This window comes from Alkalibacterium sp. m-11 (assembly GCF_054658155.1).
The window spans coordinates 1-20820 of the sequence record NZ_BAAGIR010000034.1; the positions used below are offsets into that span (position 1 = coordinate 1).

The window sequence follows — 20820 nt, forward strand, 5'->3', positions numbered from 1 at the left end:
ATGAAATTAGTCCACAGATTTAAGCTGTGGACTGCTCAAAAGCCCGAGGATACCATGTTTTCCACATGTGTATACCTCGGGCTTTTGTCACCGTTCAGGAAATCATAAAATTTTGGGTAAATTCAAAACATTTTTTGTACAATTTTATGATCGAATGCATTATACTGAATATATAAACTTCTCGGAAGGACTGATCATTATGAATGGAAAACCCGCTGCAACAGTTTTTGTTTTGTCGGATTCTGTAGGAGGTACAGCAAGCAATATATATTATGCGGCAAGAGCCCAGTTTCCTGAAGTAGCATTCGATCTGAAGAACTTCCCTTTTATTAGACAGGAAGATCAGCTGAAAACTATTCTGGAAAGTGCAAAAGAAATTGATGCTATCGTTCTGCATACCTTGGTTAACCCCGAACTGGTCGATATTATAGAAGACTTTTGTCTTGAAAATGGTCTGACCTGTTTCGACGTGATCAATCCTCTGATCAATGAATTGACTTTGCGGTCTAATGCTCTGCCAACGCATAAGCCAGGCGCCAAGCATAAACTTGATGACAAATATTTTTACCGGATCGGTGCACTGGAATTTGCAGTCAAGTATGATGACGGGAAAGATCCCAAAGGTTTTCTTGAGGCTGATATTGTCATTTTAGGTATTTCTAGAACATCAAAAACTCCGCTCAGCATTTTTCTGGCAAATCAGAATTATAAAGTGGCCAACTTACCCTTACTTCCTGAATCTACATTACCTAAAGAAATATGGCAGGTCGATTCAAATAAAATCGTCGGCCTGACTAATGATGAAGAGATGCTGTCCAAAATTCGAAGAGAGCGCATGATTTCATATGGCATGCAGCCGGACACGCCGTATTCAGATAAAAATCGTATTCGAAAAGAAATTAAATATGCTGATGAATTATATAAGAAGCTTAATTGCCAGGTCATCAATGTGGCCACCAAGTCAATTGAAGAAACTGCTGCTATTATTGTCAATTCACTTCAGAAATAAAACAAAGAACGTCAACACATATTGGTTATCTCTTCCGGATAGTCACATGTGTTTACGTTCTTTTTTATTTTCGTCTGACTGTTTTTTCTCTCAGGAAGAAAGTAAGAACAAAGGCAGCCAGAGCCAGGACGGTAACCATACCAAATCCGCCTCTAATTCCTTCAATTGTCAAGTTTGGCTTAGCTCCTCCTGCTTCAGCTGCTTCGAGAGTTGGTGTATTTGCAAAGGCTGAGACGATGGACATTGAAGCAAAGACGAGTGTAATGGCAAAACTCGAGCCGATCTGTCTCACTGTCTGCCGGGCAGAAGTCCCGTGCCCCATCTGATCATCGGGCAGAGCGTTCATCCCAGCCGTTGTAACCGGAATATTGAAAACGCCAAAGCCTATGGACAGCAGCAAATATACAGCCACAATATACCAGATCGATGTATCTTGTTTGACAAATACTAAAAGAGCTGTTCCAGCAAATAAGGCCAGTCCCCCTAGAGGCGCAATCTTAGCTACCCCGTACTTGTCGTAAATACGTCCGGTTACTGGCGAGATGAATGCTTTGAACATTCCTCCAGGAAGGAGAATAAGGCCTGACAGAGTAGCCGAACGACCAAGTACAGTCTGGATGTACATCGGCATGACGTTTGATATGCCTGTAATAACCATGAGTCCCAGCATAGTGATGATTACTGCAAGGCTGAAGGTCCTGTTTTTAAACAAGGAAACATTCAGCATCGGTTCGGGGCTGTGAAGATTGCGTCTGATAAACAGATAAATAAAGAGACTTCCGATAACCACCGACACCCAGGCTACGATCGAATCGAATCCTTGTGAACCCATGAACGACAGTCCAAAGAGAAGGATTCCGAATCCGATCAGAGAATGTCTAATTGATACCCAGTCTATCCTCGGGTCACTCATAGGTAGAACATCTGTCAGGGTCAAGATAGATATAGGGATGACTGCTGCCGAGCCAATAGAAAGACCGTAAAAGATAAAGTGCCATGACAAAGTATCAACAATCCATCCACCTAAAGCAGGACCTAGTGTAGGACCCAGTCCTAAAACTACTCCCATCAGTCCCAGGGCGCTCCCCCGTTTTTCAGGCGGTGATACAGTTAGAATGATTGTCTGCATAAGAGGAATGACCATTCCAGCACCGACTCCCTGCAGGATCGTACCAAAAAGCACAACTGCAAAGTTGATGCCAAGTCCGGCTATAAATGACCCAGCGCCGAAGATGATCATCATTAATACGAAAAGGTTCCTCGATCTGAACTTGTTCATGGCAAACGCTGTGATCGGCACCATGATTCCTTTGACCAGTGTGTAACCGGAAACGGTCCATTGACCAATCGAAGGAGACACATTCAAATCATTTATCATAGTCGGAAGAGCAGTCTTTATCGCCGTCTGGTTCATTATGACCATCAGAGATCCGGCAAATAGTGCTGTATACACCATCCAGTAAGGTACTTCATTATTATCGCGCCTGTCCAGCTGTTTTGTAATGAGAAAGACAGCTTTTCTCCCCCATTTTGTTCGTCTAATATACACGGTCTGCTCCTTTGTGTTATGACACAGTGTCATCTGTGATTTTGCTTATAAAAAAAGGAAATCCTGAGCGATTTCCTTGATTTGTCATATTAAAATGTATCACTTTGCCCAAGTGAGTTCAAGTCCGATTTCCTTATTTGTCACTTGATAGGCTTTTTGCGTTTGATTTTACCGTCCCATTTCTCGTAGCCGTCTTTCAGAACAAATAGGTTATCGTACCCATTTTTCTTAAGCAGCAAAGCAGCTCGGTAGCTCATTGTCTTTTTGTCATCATAAAGGTAGATCGGCTGATCCTTACGCAGTTCACCAGCACGCTGCTTCATCTGCATATACGGAATGTTGCGTGCGCCAAGAATATGGCCAGCATCAAAGTCGTCTTTACCACGAACGTCAACAATCTGGGCTTTACGCATGTCCTGCTTGAATTCATCATTTTCCAGCGCCGTAGCTGCATTCTTTCTTCTGAAATACTGAACCAGTTCCCAGATTCCCCAGGCAATGATTCCGATCCATAACATGATTGTTACGATTGTCCAATTATCCAAAAATAACTCCCTCTCTGTACGCTTATCACCTTCTATTTTACCGTAATATCAAGCAAAATTCCAGTCTGTATTTTCAGGAAGAAATGTCCACCAGTGAATGCATATCCCCTGTGTCCAGTTCGATAAGGTATTCGTACCGCCAGCCGTACAACACGTAATTCTCATCTGGTGAAAGACAAATCGGTGCATCATACGGTAACGGAATGATCTCCTCAACAGTTTCGTTTTCAAAATCCAGCTGAGAGAGCGTGTACGTGCCTAATTCTTCTTCTAGAATCACTGGCTCATCAGCTAAAACAGCCAGAACTTTTCCGTTCCGATTAGACTGCGTCAAATGTGGTTTGACGGGCTGATCATTCAGCAAGACTTTAGGTGCTGTAATAACATTACCTCCTATAAGAAATGGGTATTCATGAAAAAGATAGACTTGATGGTCGTTAATGTCGGAAGGAACGATACCTATGAAGGTATCCTGATGCAGGAAAAAGTCACGGGCATCTCGACTGATTACCATGTCTCCGTTTTCCTCTCTCATATCTCCAATGTAGAGGTCCCTACCTTCCAGTTCATCCACATAGACATAGACATTGGAGGAGTACCATCTAGGATATAGTGAAGCGATCGGTTTTGGAGTAAGCGTCTCTTCTTCTGTATTCCACACTTGAACCAGTATGGTTTCCATTTCTTCTTTACTATCATAATCATAGTGTGAAATGAAGACTAGATCCGGATCAACAGCATTCCAGTTAAGAGTCACATAGCCGCTGTAATGGAGCGGAGTCGAATGAAGAATATTACCGGAAAGATCCATGACATTCAGAGAAATGGCTTCGTCGGACACTTCCTGAAATAGGATTTGGTCTCTTGTGTGACTTATTTCTACACTTAGAATATATGCATGTTCTTCATATATCTCTTCAAAGTCTCCAGTAAAGATATTATAGGACATGAACTGGTGGCTTGCATTGGAGCCTTTGTGGATAAGAAGCGTTTCGTCATCCAGCCAGCCTATGTTCTTCTGGAACTGTTCCGGGTCAAGGTCCATGGGATGAGCAATTTCTTCTGTTTCGCTGCTGCCGTTGACACTTCCATCTGAAGAAGACCCGCAGGCAAATAAAAAAAGTGAACAGCATGTTAAAAAGACCCATAAGGTTATTAAATATACCTTTATATCTGACATGCTGCTCACCTCATTGTGTGGTTTATGTTACAACCATTTTACCACATTACGTGAACATTATTCACTTATATGCTTATATACAGATTCATTTAAGACCAGTGAGCTCGCTCCTATGACACCTGCATCGTTTCCTAATTCTGCAATTCTGATATGAGTGTCTTCTCGAATAGTCGGGAATGCATAAAGCTTGAAACGTTCTCTGATCTTATCTGCAAGAAATTCGCCTGCCTTAGATACACCGCCTCCGATAACAATGGTTGAAGGATTCAATAGATTTGCGATGTTTCCGCATGCTAATCCTAAGTAATCACTGATTTCATCTACTACAGAAACTGCGAATGCATCGCCTTCCTTGGCGACATCCATAATGCGCTTAGTATCTACTAAGTCACCAGCTTTGATCTGATCCTTCAATTTTGACGAATCTCGATAGGTATCCGCTCTGTCTCTGGCCACTCTGACCACACCGGTCGCACTGGCTACTGTTTCAAGACAGCCAAGCTTCCCGCACGTACAAGCGTAGCCTTTACGGTCAACAGTCATATGTCCTATTTCACCGGCTGCCCCTTTTGCTCCATGGAGTAGCTGGTTGTTCATGATCACGCCGCCACCTACTCCAGTTCCTAGAGTGACAAAGACAACGTTTGGTTCATTATGTCCTGCTCCGAGCCACTGCTCGCCAAGAGCTGCGACATTGGCGTCGTTATCAATGAAAAACGGAATACCTGTAGCGTTCTCGATCTGTTCTCTGACTGGCTGTAACTGATCCCAGTTCAGATTGTAGGCCCCGATAACAGTTCCTGCGTGACGATCCACTGTTCCTGGGGACCCCATACCGATACCGATAAAATCCTTTGAAGTATAACCATGATCATTCATGAATGACAGTACTGACCCAATGATCGAAGGGGTGATGTGACTGCCATGGTCTGAGATGTCTGTAGGAATGGACCACTGATTCAGAAGTGATCCTTCCGTAGACACTACGGCAAATTTAACTGAAGTCCCTCCAAGATCGATCCCTATGATTTTCTTATCTTCCAAACTGCTTCCTCCTTAGTGTTAATTGAATAATCGTGTGATGGGAACCAAACGGGAATAGCCTATAAAGATAAACACTGCCACTACCCCAACGTAAATCAGCGCGTAAACAAACTGCCTCTGTTTATTTTTCTCCCAGGCCCTTGGGGCGGACAATGCATAAGCTAGAAGGTATCCACCCAGGAGACCACCGACATGACCAGCCATATCTACCCCGGGGCTTAAAATGCCGAATACCAGATTCAAAACGATCAGTAGAGAAAAATTCTTAGCCATCGCTCCTATCTGAGGGTTTGAAGGAAACAACTTTCCTAACACCAGCGTTGAGCCGAAAAGGCCGAACAATGCTGTACTTGCTCCTGCAGAAATACTCTGGTTGAAGGCGAAACTTGCCGCATTCCCTGCGATTGCACTGAATAAATACAATAGAAAGAACCGCCAGTGTCCAAATATGCTTTCGAGCTGGATTCCAAGAAAATATAAAATCAGAGCATTGAACAAGAGATGAGTAATCCCAATATGAAGAAACATGGGTGTTATGAGACGGTACCAGTCACCCAGTATGATCAGTTCATTTACTTTAGCACCGAGTAACACAAGAACTCTAGGGTTGGTACTCCCACCCATGACTTCCTGAACGATATACATAAAACCTGTAATGCCTAATAGAGCGTAGGCAATGAACGGTTTTCTGTTCCATCTCATAAGTTTCATTTTAGTCTGGTAATTCACATTTTTAGCTCCCTTAAATCTTTAAGTTTAGTATAGCATATTCCATTGTGTGTACCAATTTGAATCAGACAAAAAAAGTTAAGAGTCACACCCGCCATCATCTGCACCGGCTGTTCCTCTTAACTTATAAATTTATTCCATATTTCCGTCGATATCATCCTTGAACTCTTTAACTGCTTTCAAGTTCGCGTCCTTACGGTCCTGATCCTGATCATCAGTTAATTCATCCTGACTGGAGGTGTCCATATTACTCAGTTCGCTTGTTTCCACAGCGACCACGTGGTCAGGATTGATAAAGACTTTTTTTCCATTTACCAGTTCAAAACTTCTGAGCAGATCAGATTCGGAGGCATTATTGTCCAGTTGACTGGCTATAGTCCCTGGAGAATTGCTTATTGTATACGTTTTTCCGTTGGACATATAAATAACTGCTGTGTCAGACATGTAATTCTCTCCTTTATCTTTGATAGGTTAATTTTACCTCAAAGATAATAAGATACAAAATCTAACGAATGACTGCTTCCACCAGCTGGTCTCTATTCATATCAGATCGGACTGTGTACTGACCTGGGCGGATACGTCTGAACAGGTTGTTGTCCTCCAGATGTTTATTGAATGCATGAACGTCTTCGATTAATCCGTGGGCTTGAAGCTGTGAAGCAATGACGCTACTCGGTTCTCCTTCGCGAATCACGACTGTGTATTCTGTGACATCTTGTGGCTCTTCATCGTTTTCTTCCACTTCGTCCGCTTCATTTTCCTGATCAGACTCATCTGATTCGGCTTCCTCTGATTCTTCAGTATCTGCTTCTTCATTTTCAAGATCCGTTGATTCTTCATTTTGATCATCCATTGAGCTGTTCATCTCTTCAAGCTCAGCTGCAAGCTGTTCATTTTCAAGTTCCAGCGCGGTCGCTACTTCTTCAAGATACCGTATTTCATCCTGAAGTTCTTCGACATCTTCACTGCTGCTGCTGACCGATTGTCCTTGTCCGGCAAACTGAAGCACGAGCAGCAATACAGCAGAAAAGAGAAAACCTGTCGCGAGCATTCTAATATTCTTCTTTGACATGGTGTCCCTCCTGTTACATCAGGCATTTATGCCTTCCGTAATGTAATCGTTGATGACTTCCTGAACTGAACTTTGAGACAGATCAAGCTGTCTGGCTATTTCTCGAGTCGCTACCCCTTTAGTAAATAATGTAATGGTATTGTCTTTCATTAGACGAGTCATTTGTGCAGACTTTTCCTCATCTTCTATATCCACATTCAACTGAGCTTCTAAAGTATGTATCCTTTGATTCAAGTCGTAAACGGTTTTAGTGACTGCCAGTGAGAAACTCTCAAGCTCTCTATACGCTGCATCTTTCTCTTCTTTTTTTATAAGTGAATAGATGAATAATGCGATAGAAAGAATCAGGAGCAAGCCGGCTATCATCCACATTTCCATGGTTTTCCCTCCCTTGTATTTGTAGTTGACCTATAAAATAGTATCATATTTATGCATTATAAGAAAGACAGTAAAATTTTCATTTTCTTAACAAAGAAATGAGAGGAGCGAAAAAGACAGATATCAGTTAAACTGACACCTGCCTTTTATTATTCCTGATTTATTGATCTATTTCATTATCAGCTTCTTCAGATAGTTCCTCTATGATTTTTGGCTAGTCATCTCTTCTGTTTCTTTCGTCAACCAGTTTTTCAGTGACCGCGTCAACTAGTGCCTCATCATGAACCCTAGACTGAATGACTTCAGTAATGATATTGTCATCTGTCACTTTCTGCAGCTTCTGATTAACCGCACGTTCGATCAGGAACACTCGTCTATATTGTCAATTGCCACTTTGTTTTTTATCACCAGATACCTGTGACCCACCTCTTATTAGTTCACCTCTGTTTCAAAAGCCAATATTATTTTCTACTATGAATGATTTCATTATGTCATTTATACTACCATGTCAAAGAAAATCTTTCATCTTATCTCAAATGATTCTAATTGATTAACCATGTAAGCCTTCCTAGACAAACTGAACTTTAAATCAGCACATTGAGTCACTCTGCTGTTTCTTTAAAGAATTGACGTATTTTAGGGTCTGAAAAGGGAATATAACAAAAAAGAGTGGCATTTTTTTCTGAATCATGGTATTCTAGTCAAGGCGAATGGCTAGACACCTATCATGTTTGATAGCCTTCAAAACAGTAATATTGGGAGGGACAATCATGCGAGTAAACGTTACATTAGAATGTACAGACTGCAAAGAACGCAACTACCTAACATCTAAAAATAAACGTAATAACACAGAACGTTTGGAAGTTAAAAAATATTGCCCACGCGAACGCAAAGTTACTTTGCACCGCGAAACTAAATAAGTTTTAACTTTTTAACGTAATTCCGAAAGAAGTCTCCCACTTCTAAGCGTATGGGTGCGAAGCACCAGTGAAAGTGGGAGATGAATTTCGGTCAAGCGATAGCTTGAAGTGGTTAATGTCATTCTCATTTGGTATACTTTATATATAGACGATAACCAAGTCTATATAGGCGACAACCAAGCCTACTGAGTATTCCTTGGCGTTAGCCAAGTAAAAGAAAACCTATGAGGCAGGGACTGCCTTTTGAGCCTACCCATATCCGATTCCTCTGTCTGCATGAAACCTGTGCAGACAAGAATGGAGTTCGTAGGAAGCCCCCACTTCAAAATCCGGAGGATTTAAGTGGTGGGTAGTTCACAAGGAAGTCTGATTAATCAGGCTTTCTTTTTTTTGCACCATCACGCTTCACATATTTCTAGTCTGCTTCCAAGAGGTAACTGAACCCCTTGAAATGATATAATAAAATATACGCCAGCTGCTTTCCTTTACGAATTCTTAAGAAAAGAAGCTGGCGTATTCAATTTATTTGTATAATCTCGGTGGAAGATCATCTGCAAAGAATTTACTCCTCTTCACCTTGTATCTCTTCTGCACTCTCTTCCAGATCGCTGATATCTTCTGCCTCATTATATGAAGCTGAGCCTTCAAATTCACCTACACCGAAGTAAGCATCAAATACTCTTCTTGCCGCACGCTGGTTTTCCTGATTCGTCCGATTCTCGTTCGGTAAATTCGGTACAACGACTGCTACAGCTATTTCCGGATTGTCGTACGGTGCATAGCCGACAAAAGTCAGATTTGTCACAGAGACAGTGTTTCTTCCTAGGTCATCGTCCCAGTAGAAAGTCTCGGCTGTACCCGTTTTACCAGCAACCACATAAGGTGTACCCGAGAAGATCGTTCGGGCTGTTCCCTGGCTGCCGTTTACGGCCTGATAGAACCCCTGCTGGACCCTGCTCATTGCTTCTTCACTTGCATCAACATGGTTTAATATTTTCGGTTCTATTTCAGTCTTCAACGCACCTACTTGTCCATTTGAGGAATCAGTGTCTCTTATTTCTGAAACTAGTCGAGGAGCAAGACGCGTTCCGCCATTGGCAATGGTTGAAACGTACTGAGCCAACTGCATTGTAGTGTATGTGTCATACTGACCAAATGAAAAGAATAATGCTTCCGCTGCGTCTGTTCCCGGACCTTGATAGCCTGTTGACTCCGATGGTAGGTCAATTCCTGTTGGCACGCCTAGTCCGAACTGGTTAAAGTACTTACGCTGGGTGGCAAGGACTTCTCCACCGTTAATCGGCAGCCCTCCACCTGGTGTATAGTCATAAACTCCACCCATACGCATGGCCAGTCTCGCCATATAGACGTTGGAAGAACGCTCGAGTGCAGTAATGTCATTCATTGGAATCCGTCCGCTACCCCGGTTGAAGACTGATCGGATAGGGTTACTGCCTCTTATACGAATTGGTGTATCAACGATCGTATTGTTGCTGCTGTTAAGAACGCCTTCCATATAGCTAGCTAGTATGGTTGCTCCTTTAACTGAAGATCCCATAGTAAAGTTTTGGTTGATGGTTCCCAATGCATTGTCTCTTACTTCACCGTCACGAATTTCTTTACCTGTTAGAGCCAGAACATCACCATTTCTTGGATCCATCGCCACGATATAAATGCTGTTGTTAAGACCTTGTCGTTGAGCTAAAGAGTCGATCGCAATCTGTTCGACCTGTTCCTGGAAACCGATGTCGATGGTCAGAATCAGATTGTCGCCCTTCTCACCTGAATACTGTTCGATCTGATTTATAATCTCACCACGGCTGTTCGTTTCCGTATCCAGACGGGATTTTGATCCTCTAAGAACGGATTCGTATTGCCGTTCGATTTGACTTAAACCGACACGATCATTTCTAGAGTACCCTTGAGCCAGATATGTTCTCAAACGATCCTCAGGTACTCCTTGATCTTCACTCGATACTGTACCTAATATACTGCTCAGCATATCTCCTTCAGGATACATTCTGACCCAGTCAGTTCCGGTTCCCACACCCGGCAAGTTATCTAGATTTTCACTGATACGAGCAATTTCTTCATGCGTGACATCTTCGTTTTTTACATTGACGGTACTCAATGCATAGGCGGCATTCATTTTCTTGAATATCGCAGCCGCTTCAAGCTCACGTTCCGTCAGTTCTTCCAGTTCAGCGTCATCTACATAATTCAGCATAACCTGATAGGCATCCGATCCACCCATCGTCATTTCTTCATCTGACATTCTTTCACGAATAACGTCCTGATTACTTGCGATAAAGTAATCCTGGAGATCACGTCTGCTTAAGTCCGCGCCGGAATCGACAGCAAAAAATGGAACGGAAGGCATCGAAATATAGTCAGCCAGATCATAAGCGACTTCTGCCATCTGGCTAGCCGGAACATTACGCCCTCTCGTGTAGGTAATGGTGTGTCTTGCTTCATTCCCCACCAGACGTCTCAAGTTTGCATCAAATATTTCACCACGTGGCACACTGCCAGTGATCGTGGTTCTCTCTGTCCGATCAACTTCTGCCTGAAATTCATCTGCTCTAATAATCTGCAAGTAACCTAATCTAAGTATCAAACTAGAGAAAAGTAAAAATACAATAAAAAAGAGTAAATTCAATCGGAAAGGGATATGGGACTTTTTCTTATCTCTTCTTTTTTGAGCTGGTGTCTTCACTCAATTCCCTCCTGTGATGTGTATTATATTGTTGAATTTAGGATTGGTTTAATAGACCTGTTTCTATAAACGTTTAAAATCACGTAGTAGAGACTATTAACCTCTTACTAGTTTACCAAAACAGCCATTTAAAAGCCACATACCACGAAGAAATTTAAGGAAGAAAATGTAAATTTTCATTTTACATTCAAACTTTGTTCTCTAAAAAACTGGTCACCTTCAAAGAAGGAGACCAGTTCGATCGGTTGAGAATTATTTAGCTTCGTTAAAGCGTTTAGCCACTTCATCCCAGTTGACAACATTCCAGAATGCCTGGATGTAGTCAGGACGTCTGTTCTGATAGTTCAGGTAATACGCGTGTTCCCAGACGTCTAGTCCAAGAATAGGCGTTTTCCCTTCAGAATAAGGAGAGTCCTGGTTCAAAGTATCCATGACTTCCAATTTTCCGTCAGCAACAACTAACCATGCCCAGCCTGAACCGAAACGGCCAGCAGCTGTCTGATTAAATTTCTCTTTGAATTCACCGAAACCGCCAAATGCATCGTTGATTGCGTCAGCTAGTTCGCCTTCTGGTTCTCCTCCACCATTTGGAGATAAGATTTCCCAAAAAAGAGAGTGGTTGGCATGTCCGCCACCATTATTTCTTACTGCAGTTCTGATATCTTCTGGAACAGAATCCAGTTTTTTCATTAAGTCCACAATACTTAATTCAGCAAGCTCAGGGTGATTTTCCAGTGCTGCGTTTGTTTTAGTTACATATGCCGCATGGTGCTTATCATGATGGAGATGCATCGTATCTTTATCGATGTGTGGCTCCAATGCATCATAATCATAAGGTAGATCTGGTAAAGTGTACGTCATAGTTAACATTCCTCCCAATACAAATTATCGTACATCTTTATTTTATCACTTATGATTATTTTAGCAAATAAAATTGCTTTATTTTAGTAAGTCTCCCTTTTAGACCTTATCAGACCAATGACACTTATCGTAATCAGTTTAGCGCTGCTAGTCAGTCAAAAGTCTGATTGCTTTTTTTCAGCCGGCAACGTACACTGTTTCTATGAGAAATTGACGATAAGGAAGGTAAAATGTGAAAGAATATATACTTATTGGATTCTTAAATCCTAAAAAGCTTGTACAAGCGAAAAATATGACCAGAAAACAGGTGTTGGCTTACTTCACGTTCCTGACGCTCATCCTAATCCTGTCCCTGGCCTCCCTGTTATCTAATGTAATGGGCAATCTTCAAAATGACGGAACAGAAATAGCAGAGACCTTACCCACCTTCACCATTGAAGACGGTCAACTGCAGACAGAAGCTGATCAGGAAACCTACGTGCATCAGACTAATTCATTCCTGTTCTTCTTCGATCCAAACGGTGCCATAGAGACGAACGAAATTGATGCCAACCTGGAACGCTTAAATGTCCCAATTGGTATCGGTTTGATGCAGGACGAGTTCTACATGAATGTGACCGGGCGCTCACTCCCAGTCAGTTATGAACAGCTGGATGGACTGGACGATACTTATCTACGAACAACTTTTCAGCAGATCGGCAGACTGTCTCCACTTGTTCTAGTGCTGATTTTCTTAATTGCCTATTTTGCCAGTGCCTTTGTATTACTATATGAGTGGCTGATCGTATCACTATTTGCCAACATCCTAGTTACCCTGTTCCGCCTACGTTTCAAATTCAGAAAGAACGCTCGTATGGCACTCGTCAGTTTAAGTGTACCGACCCTCTTGCTTTCTATTTTGGAAGGAATCGGCCTGGTCGTTCCTTTTGCTTTCGAACTGAAGCTCGGATTCGCCTTGTATTTCCTATTCACCTCTTTAAAAGCGGTCGCCCCTAAACGAAAAGATCCTCACAACAAAGGATAATATAGTTTTTTTAGAGCAAGTAGCCTGTAAGGGGAGCTTGCTCTATTTTTTTGTCCTGTGACGGTTCTTTTGATTGAGGTTGATGATGTAGGTCGATTTTCATCTCTAATCGAGTCGATGAACTACTGCTACGTCGATTCTCAGTTTATTAGTGGTTACCATCTTGCCTACGAACTACAGGTAGAGTAAGTTTAGTTGTAGTTTATTTCCCATAGTCAGAAATAAGATATAGCTAGGACCGCTCTAGTTATATTTTAGAGCTGCAAAAAGATCATAATCACCGTTAGGAGGCTTCTAGCTGCAGTTTTTCTGCCGAAAAAGCTTTAAACTATCATTAGAATGCTTTTAGCGGGACCTTATTAAGGCATAGGTAGCGGAACTGTAGTTAGAGGCAATTCTACTTATATCTTAACAATACGTGGTAAGGTTAAACTGTAACTAGGCAGCTTGATTAGGACTATTTTGTATCGCTTGCTTTGATAATGAGCCGATCACGACTAACTCACTCAATAATTTATAGAAAAAAACCGTGAGCACCTTATAAAATACCAATCCTCTCCAAATATAAAAAAGCAGCGTTCCCTTGATATAATGGGTTCGCTGCTTCTAAGTTAGTTAGTCTCTGTCGTTTCGACGTTCAAGTCGTCTTGCGCGCTGTCTTTTCGCCTGTTTCTTACGTTCAATCTTCCGCTTGTATCCCGGTTTGATGTTCTTCTTGGCCTTCTTTCTCATCCCGTGAATTTCAGGGTCAAAGGATACCTCTTTGCTGACAGGCTTACGCTTGTCCCGACGGTTACGGTCATATGAATCGACGATTTCACCGTTCTTGATTTCCTTAGGTTTAAATTCAATGCCTTTTTTCTCAATGATTTGAATATCCTGCTCATCATCTGGGCCGTAAAGAGTAATCGCAGTACCTGGAAGCTGATTACGTCCTGTTCTACCAACTCGGTGAACGAAGAAATCCAGATCCTGAGGGACTTCAGCATTGATGACATGTGAGATACCTTCTATGTCGATGCCCCGTGCAGCCAGATCGGTCGCTACAACGTACTGATAGTCCAGGTTCTGAACCTGTCTCATGACACGGCGACGTTCTCTTGAAGAGATGCCTCCGTGAATGACTGCTACATCCAGGCCTTTTTTCTTAAGGGAACGGGCTATGTCATCAACATGTTCTTTTGTATTTGCAAATACCAGTGCGAGATAAGGTTGTCCGATCGTCAGCAAGTTGTAGATCAGGTCGATCTTGTTCTTGCCTTTGGTAGAAATCAGCCAGTTATCAACAGTATCCGCAATAACCTGCTCGTTTTCCACTTCGATGATCAATGGACTCTTCATATATTTCTTCAGGAAAGGCTGAAGCTTCTGAGGTATGGTTGCGGAAAAGACCAGCATCTGTCCATTTTCAGGCAGACGAGAGGCAATCTGGTCAACATCTTCCAGGAATCCCATGTCCAAGGTCATATCCGCTTCATCAACGACCATGAATGGAGCTGTGTGTGTCAGAAGTGCGTTGGCATTGATCAAGTCCAGAAGACGACCAGGTGTACCGATCGCTACATGCGGCTGCTTATTGCTGAGTTTTTGAATCTGACGGTTTTTATCTGTTCCGCCGATAAATGACTGCACAATGATTTCCTGCTCAGAATGTTCTGCCAGCTGAGAGGCTGCATTGTATAACTGTTCAGCCAGTTCACGACTTGGTGCAGTAAGAACGACTTGAACAGTGTTTCTCTCTGGGTTCAGTTTATTAAATAAAGGCAGTAAGAACGCGTGCGTTTTACCGGATCCAGTCTGAGACTGTCCGATAATATCTCTTCCTTTTTTAACCTCTGGAATCACTTTATTTTGAATGTCTGTGGGTTCGTTAAAGCCGATTTCTGAAATGGCTTCAATCAGGTAAGGCGATAAATTAAATTTATCAAATGGGTGTGTCATATTATATTCCTCTTTTCTGTTCTCTATGTATTGTACCAAAGCTTGAGACTTCAAGCCACAGTAAAATCGCACAATCGCTGTCATAAGACATATAGAATAAAGGGTTTCCTGAAAACAGCTCTTGAAAAGTCAGTTACCAGACCACCTTTTTCTTTATAACAGTACAGCAAAATTAAAAATGACCGGACTCGATCAAGCATCTAGTTAGGCTCAATCAAGTCCGGATCAGATATTCATTAATTTTACTTATACTTTAAAGTACGTTAATCAAATGGATACTGTCTTGGCTCTTCCTGTACGGAAATCCATTTCCACGTGGTGAATTCATCCAGTGAATGTTCACGACCGAAGCGTCCCAGTCCGGAAGCTTTGACTCCTCCGAATGCGATATATGGCTCGTCATTGACACTCTGGTCATTGATGTGCACCATTCCGGTTTCCATTTTCTCAGCAAAGGCAAAGGCACGTTTCTCATCGCTTGATGAGACTGCTCCACTCAGTCCCTGCTCTGTGTCGTTCGCCAGTTCAAGTGCGTGAGCTTCGCCTTTAGCTGGAATCAGCGTCACGACTGGACCGAACATTTCATTCTGTGCAGTCGTCATATCGTTAGTCCCTTTAAGGATGAACGGCGTCAGGACATTGCCTTCACGTTTTCCTTCAAGAAGGACTTCTGCACCTTCTGACTTGGCTTTTTCAACCTCATCAAGCAGACGGTCAACTTCGCCGCCATCAATAAGCGGTCCAATCAGTGTCCCTTCTTGTGTCGGATCACCATGCTTCAGATCTTTTGTCTTCTCAACGAATTTTTCAGCAAATTCATCATAAACCGATTCGTCAACGATGATACGGTTAGTTGCCATACAGATCTGACCACTATGCATAAAGCGTCCGTAAATAGCCCCTTTAACTGCAGTTTCAATGTCCGCATCGTCAAGTACGACCATGGCGTTATTCCCGCCCAGTTCTAGAATTGTCTCCTTGACTTCTCGTCCGCAGACTTCACCAATCTGTTTCCCGACTCCAGTGGAACCTGTGAATGAAATCAGATCCGGGACTGGGTGCTCATAGAAGCCGTCACCTATTTCAGAAATTTTAGGGTGCACGACCTGGAGTACTCCTTTAGGCAGTCCTGCTTCTTCAAATACCTTGGCGATAATATTACCACCACTGACAGGTGTCTGATGACCTGGTTTAAGGACGACTGCGTTACCTGTAGCCAGTGCCGGTGCAACTGAACGCATGGACAGGTTCATTGGGAAGTTGAATGGTCCAATAACACCAACAACCCCCACAGGTTTTCTCTGGACATAATTCTTTTTGCCTGGAATCATGGACTGATTCACGATTGTCTCCATCTGGAACGGAAATTCTGCAGACAGATGCATGACAGCAATAACTATATCGATTTCAAGTTGTGCTTTAGCGATCGTTGACCCGGCATCTTTTACTAGAATATCGGTAATCTCTTCTTTTCTGTCTTCGATGATTTTTATAGCTTTGCGGATAATGCCTGCTTTTTCAAATGGACTGACTTTTTCCCATTCTTTCTGGTGACGCTTGGCACTTTCATATGCCTTATCTAAATCTCCTGCAGAAGCTGCGCGAACCGTCGCATACAAATCTTCAGTGTAAGGATCGATTGATTCAATGACTTCTTTACTGCTGCCTTCTACCCATTCCCCATCAATGTAATTCAGATCAAGATTGTCGTACTTATACAATGATCTCATCCTTTCAGTTTTATCTATTGATAAGCTTAATGGAAACGTTTTGGGATCTTCAACTCAAACGATTTAAAGCCTAATGATTCGTTATCTTTCATAATAAAGTTGAATGATAGTAAAATTAAAAGTAAAATAGAAAACAGAATGAATCAGACATGATCATCATGTAGAAAAGAGGAACGATATGTCTCAAGGAACGAAAGCACTATTCATCATTTTTGGAGCGACCGGCGATCTGGCTCATCGCAAGTTGTATCCTGCTATATATAAACTATATAAAAAAGGATTTCTCGGTGAATCATTTGCAGTCATAGGAACCGCCAGACGTGAATGGTCGGATGACTATTATCAGAACGTCGTTATGGATTCCATTTCAGATTTGACTGAATCACAAGAACATGCCGGCACGTTTGCAAGTCATTTCAGATATCAGTCTCACAACGTTAATGACACTGAGCATTACCACACACTGAAAGATCTTGCTGATAAGCTGGACGAAGAGTATGACATCGACGGCAACAGAATTTTCTATCTGTCCATGTCTCCAAGCTTCTTCGGTACAATTACGAGTCATCTTAGAGAACAGAATCTTGTGACAGAAAATGGCTTCAACCGAGTCATCATTGAGAAGCCGTTCGGTTCAGACTTTGATAGTTCAAAAGAACTGAATGATGAAATCAATGCATCCTTTGATGAAGACCAGCTTTACCGAATCGATCACTATCTCGGTAAGGAAATGGTTCAGAATATACTGGCCCTTCGCTTTTCAAATCGACTGATTGAGAACAGCTGGAATAAAGCGTCCATTTCTAATATTCAGATTACATTAAGTGAAGATCTTGGTGTAGAAGAACGTGGTGAATACTATGATAAAAGTGGTGCGCTTAGAGACATGGTCCAGAATCATGTCCTTCAGATGGTGAGCCTGCTGACAATGAACAGCCCTGAAGCATTCACTACTGAAGAAGTTCGTAAAGAAAAAATGGCGATCCTGAATGCATTGAAAGACCCTGTTGTCACTCAAGACGAAGACACTGAATTTGTCAGAGGACAATATGATACGTCTAGTGACGGAGAAACTAAAGGCTACCGTGATGAAGATAAAGTCGACCCAGAGTCCCTGACGGAAACCTTTGTTGCTGGAAAAATTATAATCGACACAGATGAATGGCGCGACACGCCAGTTTATATCCGAACAGGTAAACGCCTGGCAGAAAAAACGTCTCGTGTCGATGTTGTATTCAAGCCTTCTCAAGCAGCTCTTTTCGATGATAAACCGACAGTCCTTTCTATTCTAGTCAGCCCGAATGAAGGTTTCGAGCTTCTCCTAAACAACAAAAAGATCGGTCCTGGAATGGATCTGGAATCTGTCAGGCTGTCAGCAGTCCGATCAGAAGAAACAGTTGAAGAAAGTCCAGAAGCTTACGAAAAGCTCATTCTTGATGTCCTGAACGGCGATGAAACACATTTTGCTCACTGGCAGGAAGTGGCGACTTCATGGAAATATGTCGATCAGATCAGAGAAAAATGGGACAGCTTCACTGATTCTATTCCGTTTTACCCTGCTCTCACCATGGGTCCTGATGAAGCCGATACATTGCTTCAAAATGATGGAAACAACTGGATTTATAAAGCATAAGCATATAATTAGAAAAACCGAGTCATCTGTCAGAACTGACAGGAGACTCGGTTTTTAATTTAGACCAAACGACTGGTATCGAGGTCTTCTATACTATAAAAGAATGTCTTCAGCTTTTCCTTAATATCGGGAATTCTGTCATTATCATCATTTTCGATTTGAAGAACCAGTTTCGGTTCATGCAGACTCATTATTAGAAGGAGCCAGCCTTTACCATAAGGAGCACTGATCTGACTTCTCTTTCCTTCCAGATTATCTTCAACCAGACTGAAGCCCTCTGTTTCTTTAATCCATAAAGCAAATCGCTCAAGAATAGCCGGTCCGATTTCCTTGTAGGCTGGTGTTTCTATGACAAAACGAATTTCTTCTGTTTCTGCCGGCTGATCAAGATCTTGAATCAGTTCAGCTACACTACTGCCAGAAAGAGACATTTCCGCTTCTTTAGCAATGATCTTAGCTGCGAGATATGCCCCATCATCAAGGAAATAATTTTCTCTGATCGCCGCGTGTCCACTGGTCTCGATAGCCAGCGCACAGTCAATGCCCTGATCGTTCAGTTCAATTCCCCGATTAATGACATTACGGTATCCGGAAATGTAACGGTCGATTTTCCCACCTTTTGATTCAATAAACTGGATGAGGTGATCGGAAACTGGAGAGTTCGTCACGATAGTAGTTCCCGGATTCTCTTCAAGTATGATGGCTCCAATTAGACCAATAAGGTTATTTCTGTTAATACTATGACCTTTTTTGTCTACGATCGCAGACCGGTCGACATCTGTATCAAAAATGATTCCTAAGTCTGCTTCATTAGCCAGTACAGCTTCAGAAACACTTTTCATCGCGGCTTTATTATCAGGATTTGGTTCATGGTTAGGAAATGTTCCATCCGGCTCAAGGAACTGGCTACCTGTTGTATCTGCTCCTAATGGTTTTAGTACTTTATCAGCAAAAAATCCACCCGCGCCATTTCCTGCATCGACGATTATGCGACGTCCTTCCAAAGGGAGAGCGGTTTTTTCAACACCAAGTGATTCACGTATTTTACCATCAAGATCCTTTGCATAGACAGATAAAAGGTCTTTAGCCACAACATCCCCTTTATCGACCTGACCAAGCTGATTAACAGGTGTATCAGCAAGGTTAAGAATAGATGTTATATCATCATGTTCAAGTCCGCCGTCTTTAGTGAAGAATTTCAGTCCGTTATATTCCATAGGCAAATGACTGGCAGTAATCATGATACCCAAGTCTGACTTGAAGTCTTCATACTGTGTAGACATAAATAAAGCGGGAGTCGTAGCCATTCCCGCATCGATCACAGTCATGCCCAGATCAGTAAATACGTGAGTCAGCCACTCTTTAATCGACGGTCCAGAAAGTCGGCTGTCGTATCCAATCGTTACTACCGTTTTATCTAACCGTTTATTCGATTTTTCAGTCCACCACTTAGCTGTGCCTCGGGCAATGAGCCTAATTGTTTCCTCCGTCAGATTCTTCTTATGTACATCTGTATCCAGTGCGAATCCTCTAATATCCGATCCGTTCTGTAAAGACATTAATTCAGTTCTATCCATCATCAGTCTCCTTAATCAGTTGTATTGTTTTTAACTCTATATTTTATCTATTACTATAATTTTTTTTAATATTCTTTGCAAGCGCATCCTAATTTTTCATAAAAAAGAGACATGACAAAAAATCACCGGCACGCTGTAAATTTCAGCGAATGTCTGGTTTATTCTCTGCTGTCTCTATCCTTTCAGGAATGGTCTGCTAATAGATTGTCATAATAATTATAAATCTTTTCAGCATCTTCATTCGTTCTGGAAATAAGTATGATGGTATCATTTCCGGCTACAGTTCCTGCAATTTCAGGGAATTCTATATCATCTATCAATGCGCCGATGACGTGAGCATTCCCGGGTATTGTCACTATAATGTTCATGAACTGAACTCGTTCGTAACTAGTGACCACACTTTTTATAGTAGAATTCAGCTTGTCTTCCATAGTCAACTGATTATTCTGATAAATCGTGTATTTTGTTCCATTTGCCGCACTGTTAGTCTTGACTAGATTGAGTTCCTTAATGTCTCTGGAGATCGTCGCCTGTGTTGCTTTGACGTCTTTTTCCTGGAGCAGTTTAAGGAGCTCTTCCTGTGTAGCAATATCATTATTTAAAACGATCTGCTTGATCAGCATCTGTCTTTCAGATTTCTTCACTTGACATCCCTCACTTCCCGAATATTAGTAAATATTAGTTGGTATTATGAATATTAGTATAACCTATTTTCAGAATATTTTCATTAGAGACATACTAACTATACCAATATTTTAATTAGAAGTTTCACAATCTATTCATATTTACTATGTGTAAAATAGTTGTCGGAAAGTAAAATAGTAGGGCAAGAAATTAAAGTAGACAAAAAGAAAGAAGACCCTTAATCTAGAGATAACCACAAATCCAGAAAAGAGGTCTTCTTATGAATCA

General features: G+C 41.9%; 18 protein-coding genes. 4 read left to right on the forward strand and 14 right to left on the reverse strand.

The features are described from left to right. Positions 1–199: 199 nt before the first annotated feature. Positions 200–1009 carry a pyruvate, water dikinase regulatory protein gene (locus ACYQ2O_RS05360; RefSeq protein WP_459796147.1) on the forward strand — a complete coding sequence of 270 codons (810 nt, stop codon included), beginning with the start codon at positions 200–202 and terminating at the stop codon, positions 1007–1009. Positions 1010–1073: 64 nt separating this feature from the next. Here the strand turns inward: ACYQ2O_RS05360 and ACYQ2O_RS05365 are convergent, their stop codons facing one another. The 8 genes from ACYQ2O_RS05365 to ACYQ2O_RS05400 all read right to left on the reverse strand — a co-directional run bounded on the left by ACYQ2O_RS05365 (position 1074) and on the right by ACYQ2O_RS05400 (position 7506). Next, positions 1074–2558: an MDR family MFS transporter gene (locus tag ACYQ2O_RS05365; protein WP_459796148.1), complete on the reverse strand. Its 1485-nt coding sequence runs from the start codon at positions 2556–2558 to the stop codon at positions 1074–1076. 140 nt (positions 2559–2698) lie between these two features. Further along, entirely contained in the window at positions 2699–3076 is a 378-nt protein-coding gene (locus tag ACYQ2O_RS05370) for a rhodanese-like domain-containing protein (RefSeq protein ID WP_459796157.1), read from the reverse strand. 100 nt (positions 3077–3176) lie between these two features. Beyond that, the gene (locus ACYQ2O_RS05375; protein ID WP_459796149.1) at positions 3177–4283 is read right to left on the reverse strand and encodes a YqgU-like beta propeller domain-containing protein; all 1107 of its coding nucleotides are present in this window, start codon (positions 4281–4283) and stop codon (positions 3177–3179) included. Between the two features lie 57 nt (positions 4284–4340). Beyond that, the gene (locus ACYQ2O_RS05380) at positions 4341–5327 is read right to left on the reverse strand and encodes an ROK family glucokinase (RefSeq protein WP_459796150.1); all 987 of its coding nucleotides are present in this window, start codon (positions 5325–5327) and stop codon (positions 4341–4343) included. 18 nt (positions 5328–5345) lie between these two features. Beyond that, positions 5346–6056 carry a rhomboid family intramembrane serine protease gene (locus ACYQ2O_RS05385; RefSeq protein WP_346024441.1) on the reverse strand — a complete coding sequence of 237 codons (711 nt, stop codon included), beginning with the start codon at positions 6054–6056 and terminating at the stop codon, positions 5346–5348. Positions 6057–6188: 132 nt separating this feature from the next. Then, on the reverse strand, positions 6189–6500 hold the full coding sequence (locus ACYQ2O_RS05390) for a hypothetical protein (RefSeq protein WP_346024442.1): 312 nt from the start codon (positions 6498–6500) through the stop codon (positions 6189–6191). Between the two features lie 61 nt (positions 6501–6561). Next, positions 6562–7128, reverse strand: coding sequence for a hypothetical protein (locus ACYQ2O_RS05395; protein ID WP_346024443.1), 567 nt, complete (start codon positions 7126–7128; stop codon positions 6562–6564). Between the two features lie 18 nt (positions 7129–7146). Then, a complete protein-coding gene (locus ACYQ2O_RS05400) occupies positions 7147–7506 on the reverse strand; it encodes a helix-turn-helix domain-containing protein (RefSeq protein ID WP_346024444.1) in 360 nt (119 codons plus the stop codon). Between the two features lie 770 nt (positions 7507–8276). On the opposite strand from ACYQ2O_RS05400, the gene rpmG reads away from it, so the two are divergent. Beyond that, positions 8277–8426, forward strand: a complete 150-nt coding sequence (rpmG, locus tag ACYQ2O_RS05405; protein WP_091263938.1) for a 50S ribosomal protein L33 — start codon at positions 8277–8279, stop codon at positions 8424–8426. Positions 8427–8988: 562 nt separating this feature from the next. Here the strand turns inward: rpmG and ACYQ2O_RS05410 are convergent. Both ACYQ2O_RS05410 and ACYQ2O_RS05415 read right to left on the reverse strand, forming a co-directional pair. Then, positions 8989–11142, reverse strand: a complete 2154-nt coding sequence (locus tag ACYQ2O_RS05410) for a peptidoglycan D,D-transpeptidase FtsI family protein (protein WP_346024446.1) — start codon at positions 11140–11142, stop codon at positions 8989–8991. Positions 11143–11394: 252 nt separating this feature from the next. Next, entirely contained in the window at positions 11395–12003 is a 609-nt protein-coding gene (locus ACYQ2O_RS05415; protein ID WP_091263932.1) for a superoxide dismutase, read from the reverse strand. Between the two features lie 232 nt (positions 12004–12235). Between ACYQ2O_RS05415 and ACYQ2O_RS05420 the strand changes: the two genes are divergently transcribed. Beyond that, entirely contained in the window at positions 12236–13027 is a 792-nt protein-coding gene (locus tag ACYQ2O_RS05420; RefSeq protein WP_459770443.1) for a DUF1189 domain-containing protein, read from the forward strand. A gap of 615 nt (positions 13028–13642) precedes the next feature. On the opposite strand, the gene ACYQ2O_RS05425 is transcribed toward ACYQ2O_RS05420, so the two are convergent. Both ACYQ2O_RS05425 and ACYQ2O_RS05430 read right to left on the reverse strand, forming a co-directional pair. After that, complete coding sequence (locus ACYQ2O_RS05425) at positions 13643–14968, reverse strand: DEAD/DEAH box helicase (RefSeq protein ID WP_459796151.1); 1326 nt, start codon at positions 14966–14968, stop codon at positions 13643–13645. Between the two features lie 263 nt (positions 14969–15231). Further along, a complete protein-coding gene (locus ACYQ2O_RS05430) occupies positions 15232–16689 on the reverse strand; it encodes an aldehyde dehydrogenase family protein (RefSeq protein WP_459796152.1) in 1458 nt (485 codons plus the stop codon). 187 nt (positions 16690–16876) lie between these two features. Here ACYQ2O_RS05430 and zwf point away from each other — a divergent pair, with 187 nt between their 5' ends. Then, entirely contained in the window at positions 16877–18331 is a 1455-nt protein-coding gene (gene zwf, locus ACYQ2O_RS05435) for a glucose-6-phosphate dehydrogenase (protein WP_459796153.1), read from the forward strand. Positions 18332–18390: 59 nt separating this feature from the next. Here the strand turns inward: zwf and ACYQ2O_RS05440 are convergent, their stop codons facing one another. Next, complete coding sequence (locus ACYQ2O_RS05440) at positions 18391–19908, reverse strand: phosphohexomutase domain-containing protein (RefSeq protein WP_459796154.1); 1518 nt, start codon at positions 19906–19908, stop codon at positions 18391–18393. A 182-nt stretch (positions 19909–20090) separates the two neighbouring features. Then, the gene (argR, locus tag ACYQ2O_RS05445) at positions 20091–20552 is read right to left on the reverse strand and encodes an arginine repressor (protein WP_459796155.1); all 462 of its coding nucleotides are present in this window, start codon (positions 20550–20552) and stop codon (positions 20091–20093) included. Between the last annotated feature and the right edge of the window lie 268 nt (positions 20553–20820).

What these genes read in the sequence shown, in the direction of transcription:
- ACYQ2O_RS05390 (WP_346024442.1), bottom strand. Translation starts at nt 6,500, where the DNA reads ATGTCTGACACAGCAGTTATTTATATGTCCAACGGAAAAACGTATACA.
- rpmG (WP_091263938.1), top strand. Translation starts at nt 8,277, where the DNA reads ATGCGAGTAAACGTTACATTAGAATGTACAGACTGCAAAGAACGCAAC.
- ACYQ2O_RS05400 (WP_346024444.1), bottom strand. Translation starts at nt 7,506, where the DNA reads ATGGAAATGTGGATGATAGCCGGCTTGCTCCTGATTCTTTCTATCGCA.
- ACYQ2O_RS05425 (WP_459796151.1), bottom strand. Translation starts at nt 14,968, where the DNA reads ATGACACACCCATTTGATAAATTTAATTTATCGCCTTACCTGATTGAA.
- ACYQ2O_RS05370 (WP_459796157.1), bottom strand. Translation starts at nt 3,076, where the DNA reads ATGTTATGGATCGGAATCATTGCCTGGGGAATCTGGGAACTGGTTCAG.
- ACYQ2O_RS05360 (WP_459796147.1), top strand. Translation starts at nt 200, where the DNA reads ATGAATGGAAAACCCGCTGCAACAGTTTTTGTTTTGTCGGATTCTGTA.
- ACYQ2O_RS05395 (WP_346024443.1), bottom strand. Translation starts at nt 7,128, where the DNA reads ATGTCAAAGAAGAATATTAGAATGCTCGCGACAGGTTTTCTCTTTTCT.
- ACYQ2O_RS05440 (WP_459796154.1), bottom strand. Translation starts at nt 19,908, where the DNA reads ATGGATAGAACTGAATTAATGTCTTTACAGAACGGATCGGATATTAGA.
- ACYQ2O_RS05415 (WP_091263932.1), bottom strand. Translation starts at nt 12,003, where the DNA reads ATGACGTACACTTTACCAGATCTACCTTATGATTATGATGCATTGGAG.
- zwf (WP_459796153.1), top strand. Translation starts at nt 16,877, where the DNA reads ATGTCTCAAGGAACGAAAGCACTATTCATCATTTTTGGAGCGACCGGC.
- ACYQ2O_RS05375 (WP_459796149.1), bottom strand. Translation starts at nt 4,283, where the DNA reads ATGTCAGATATAAAGGTATATTTAATAACCTTATGGGTCTTTTTAACA.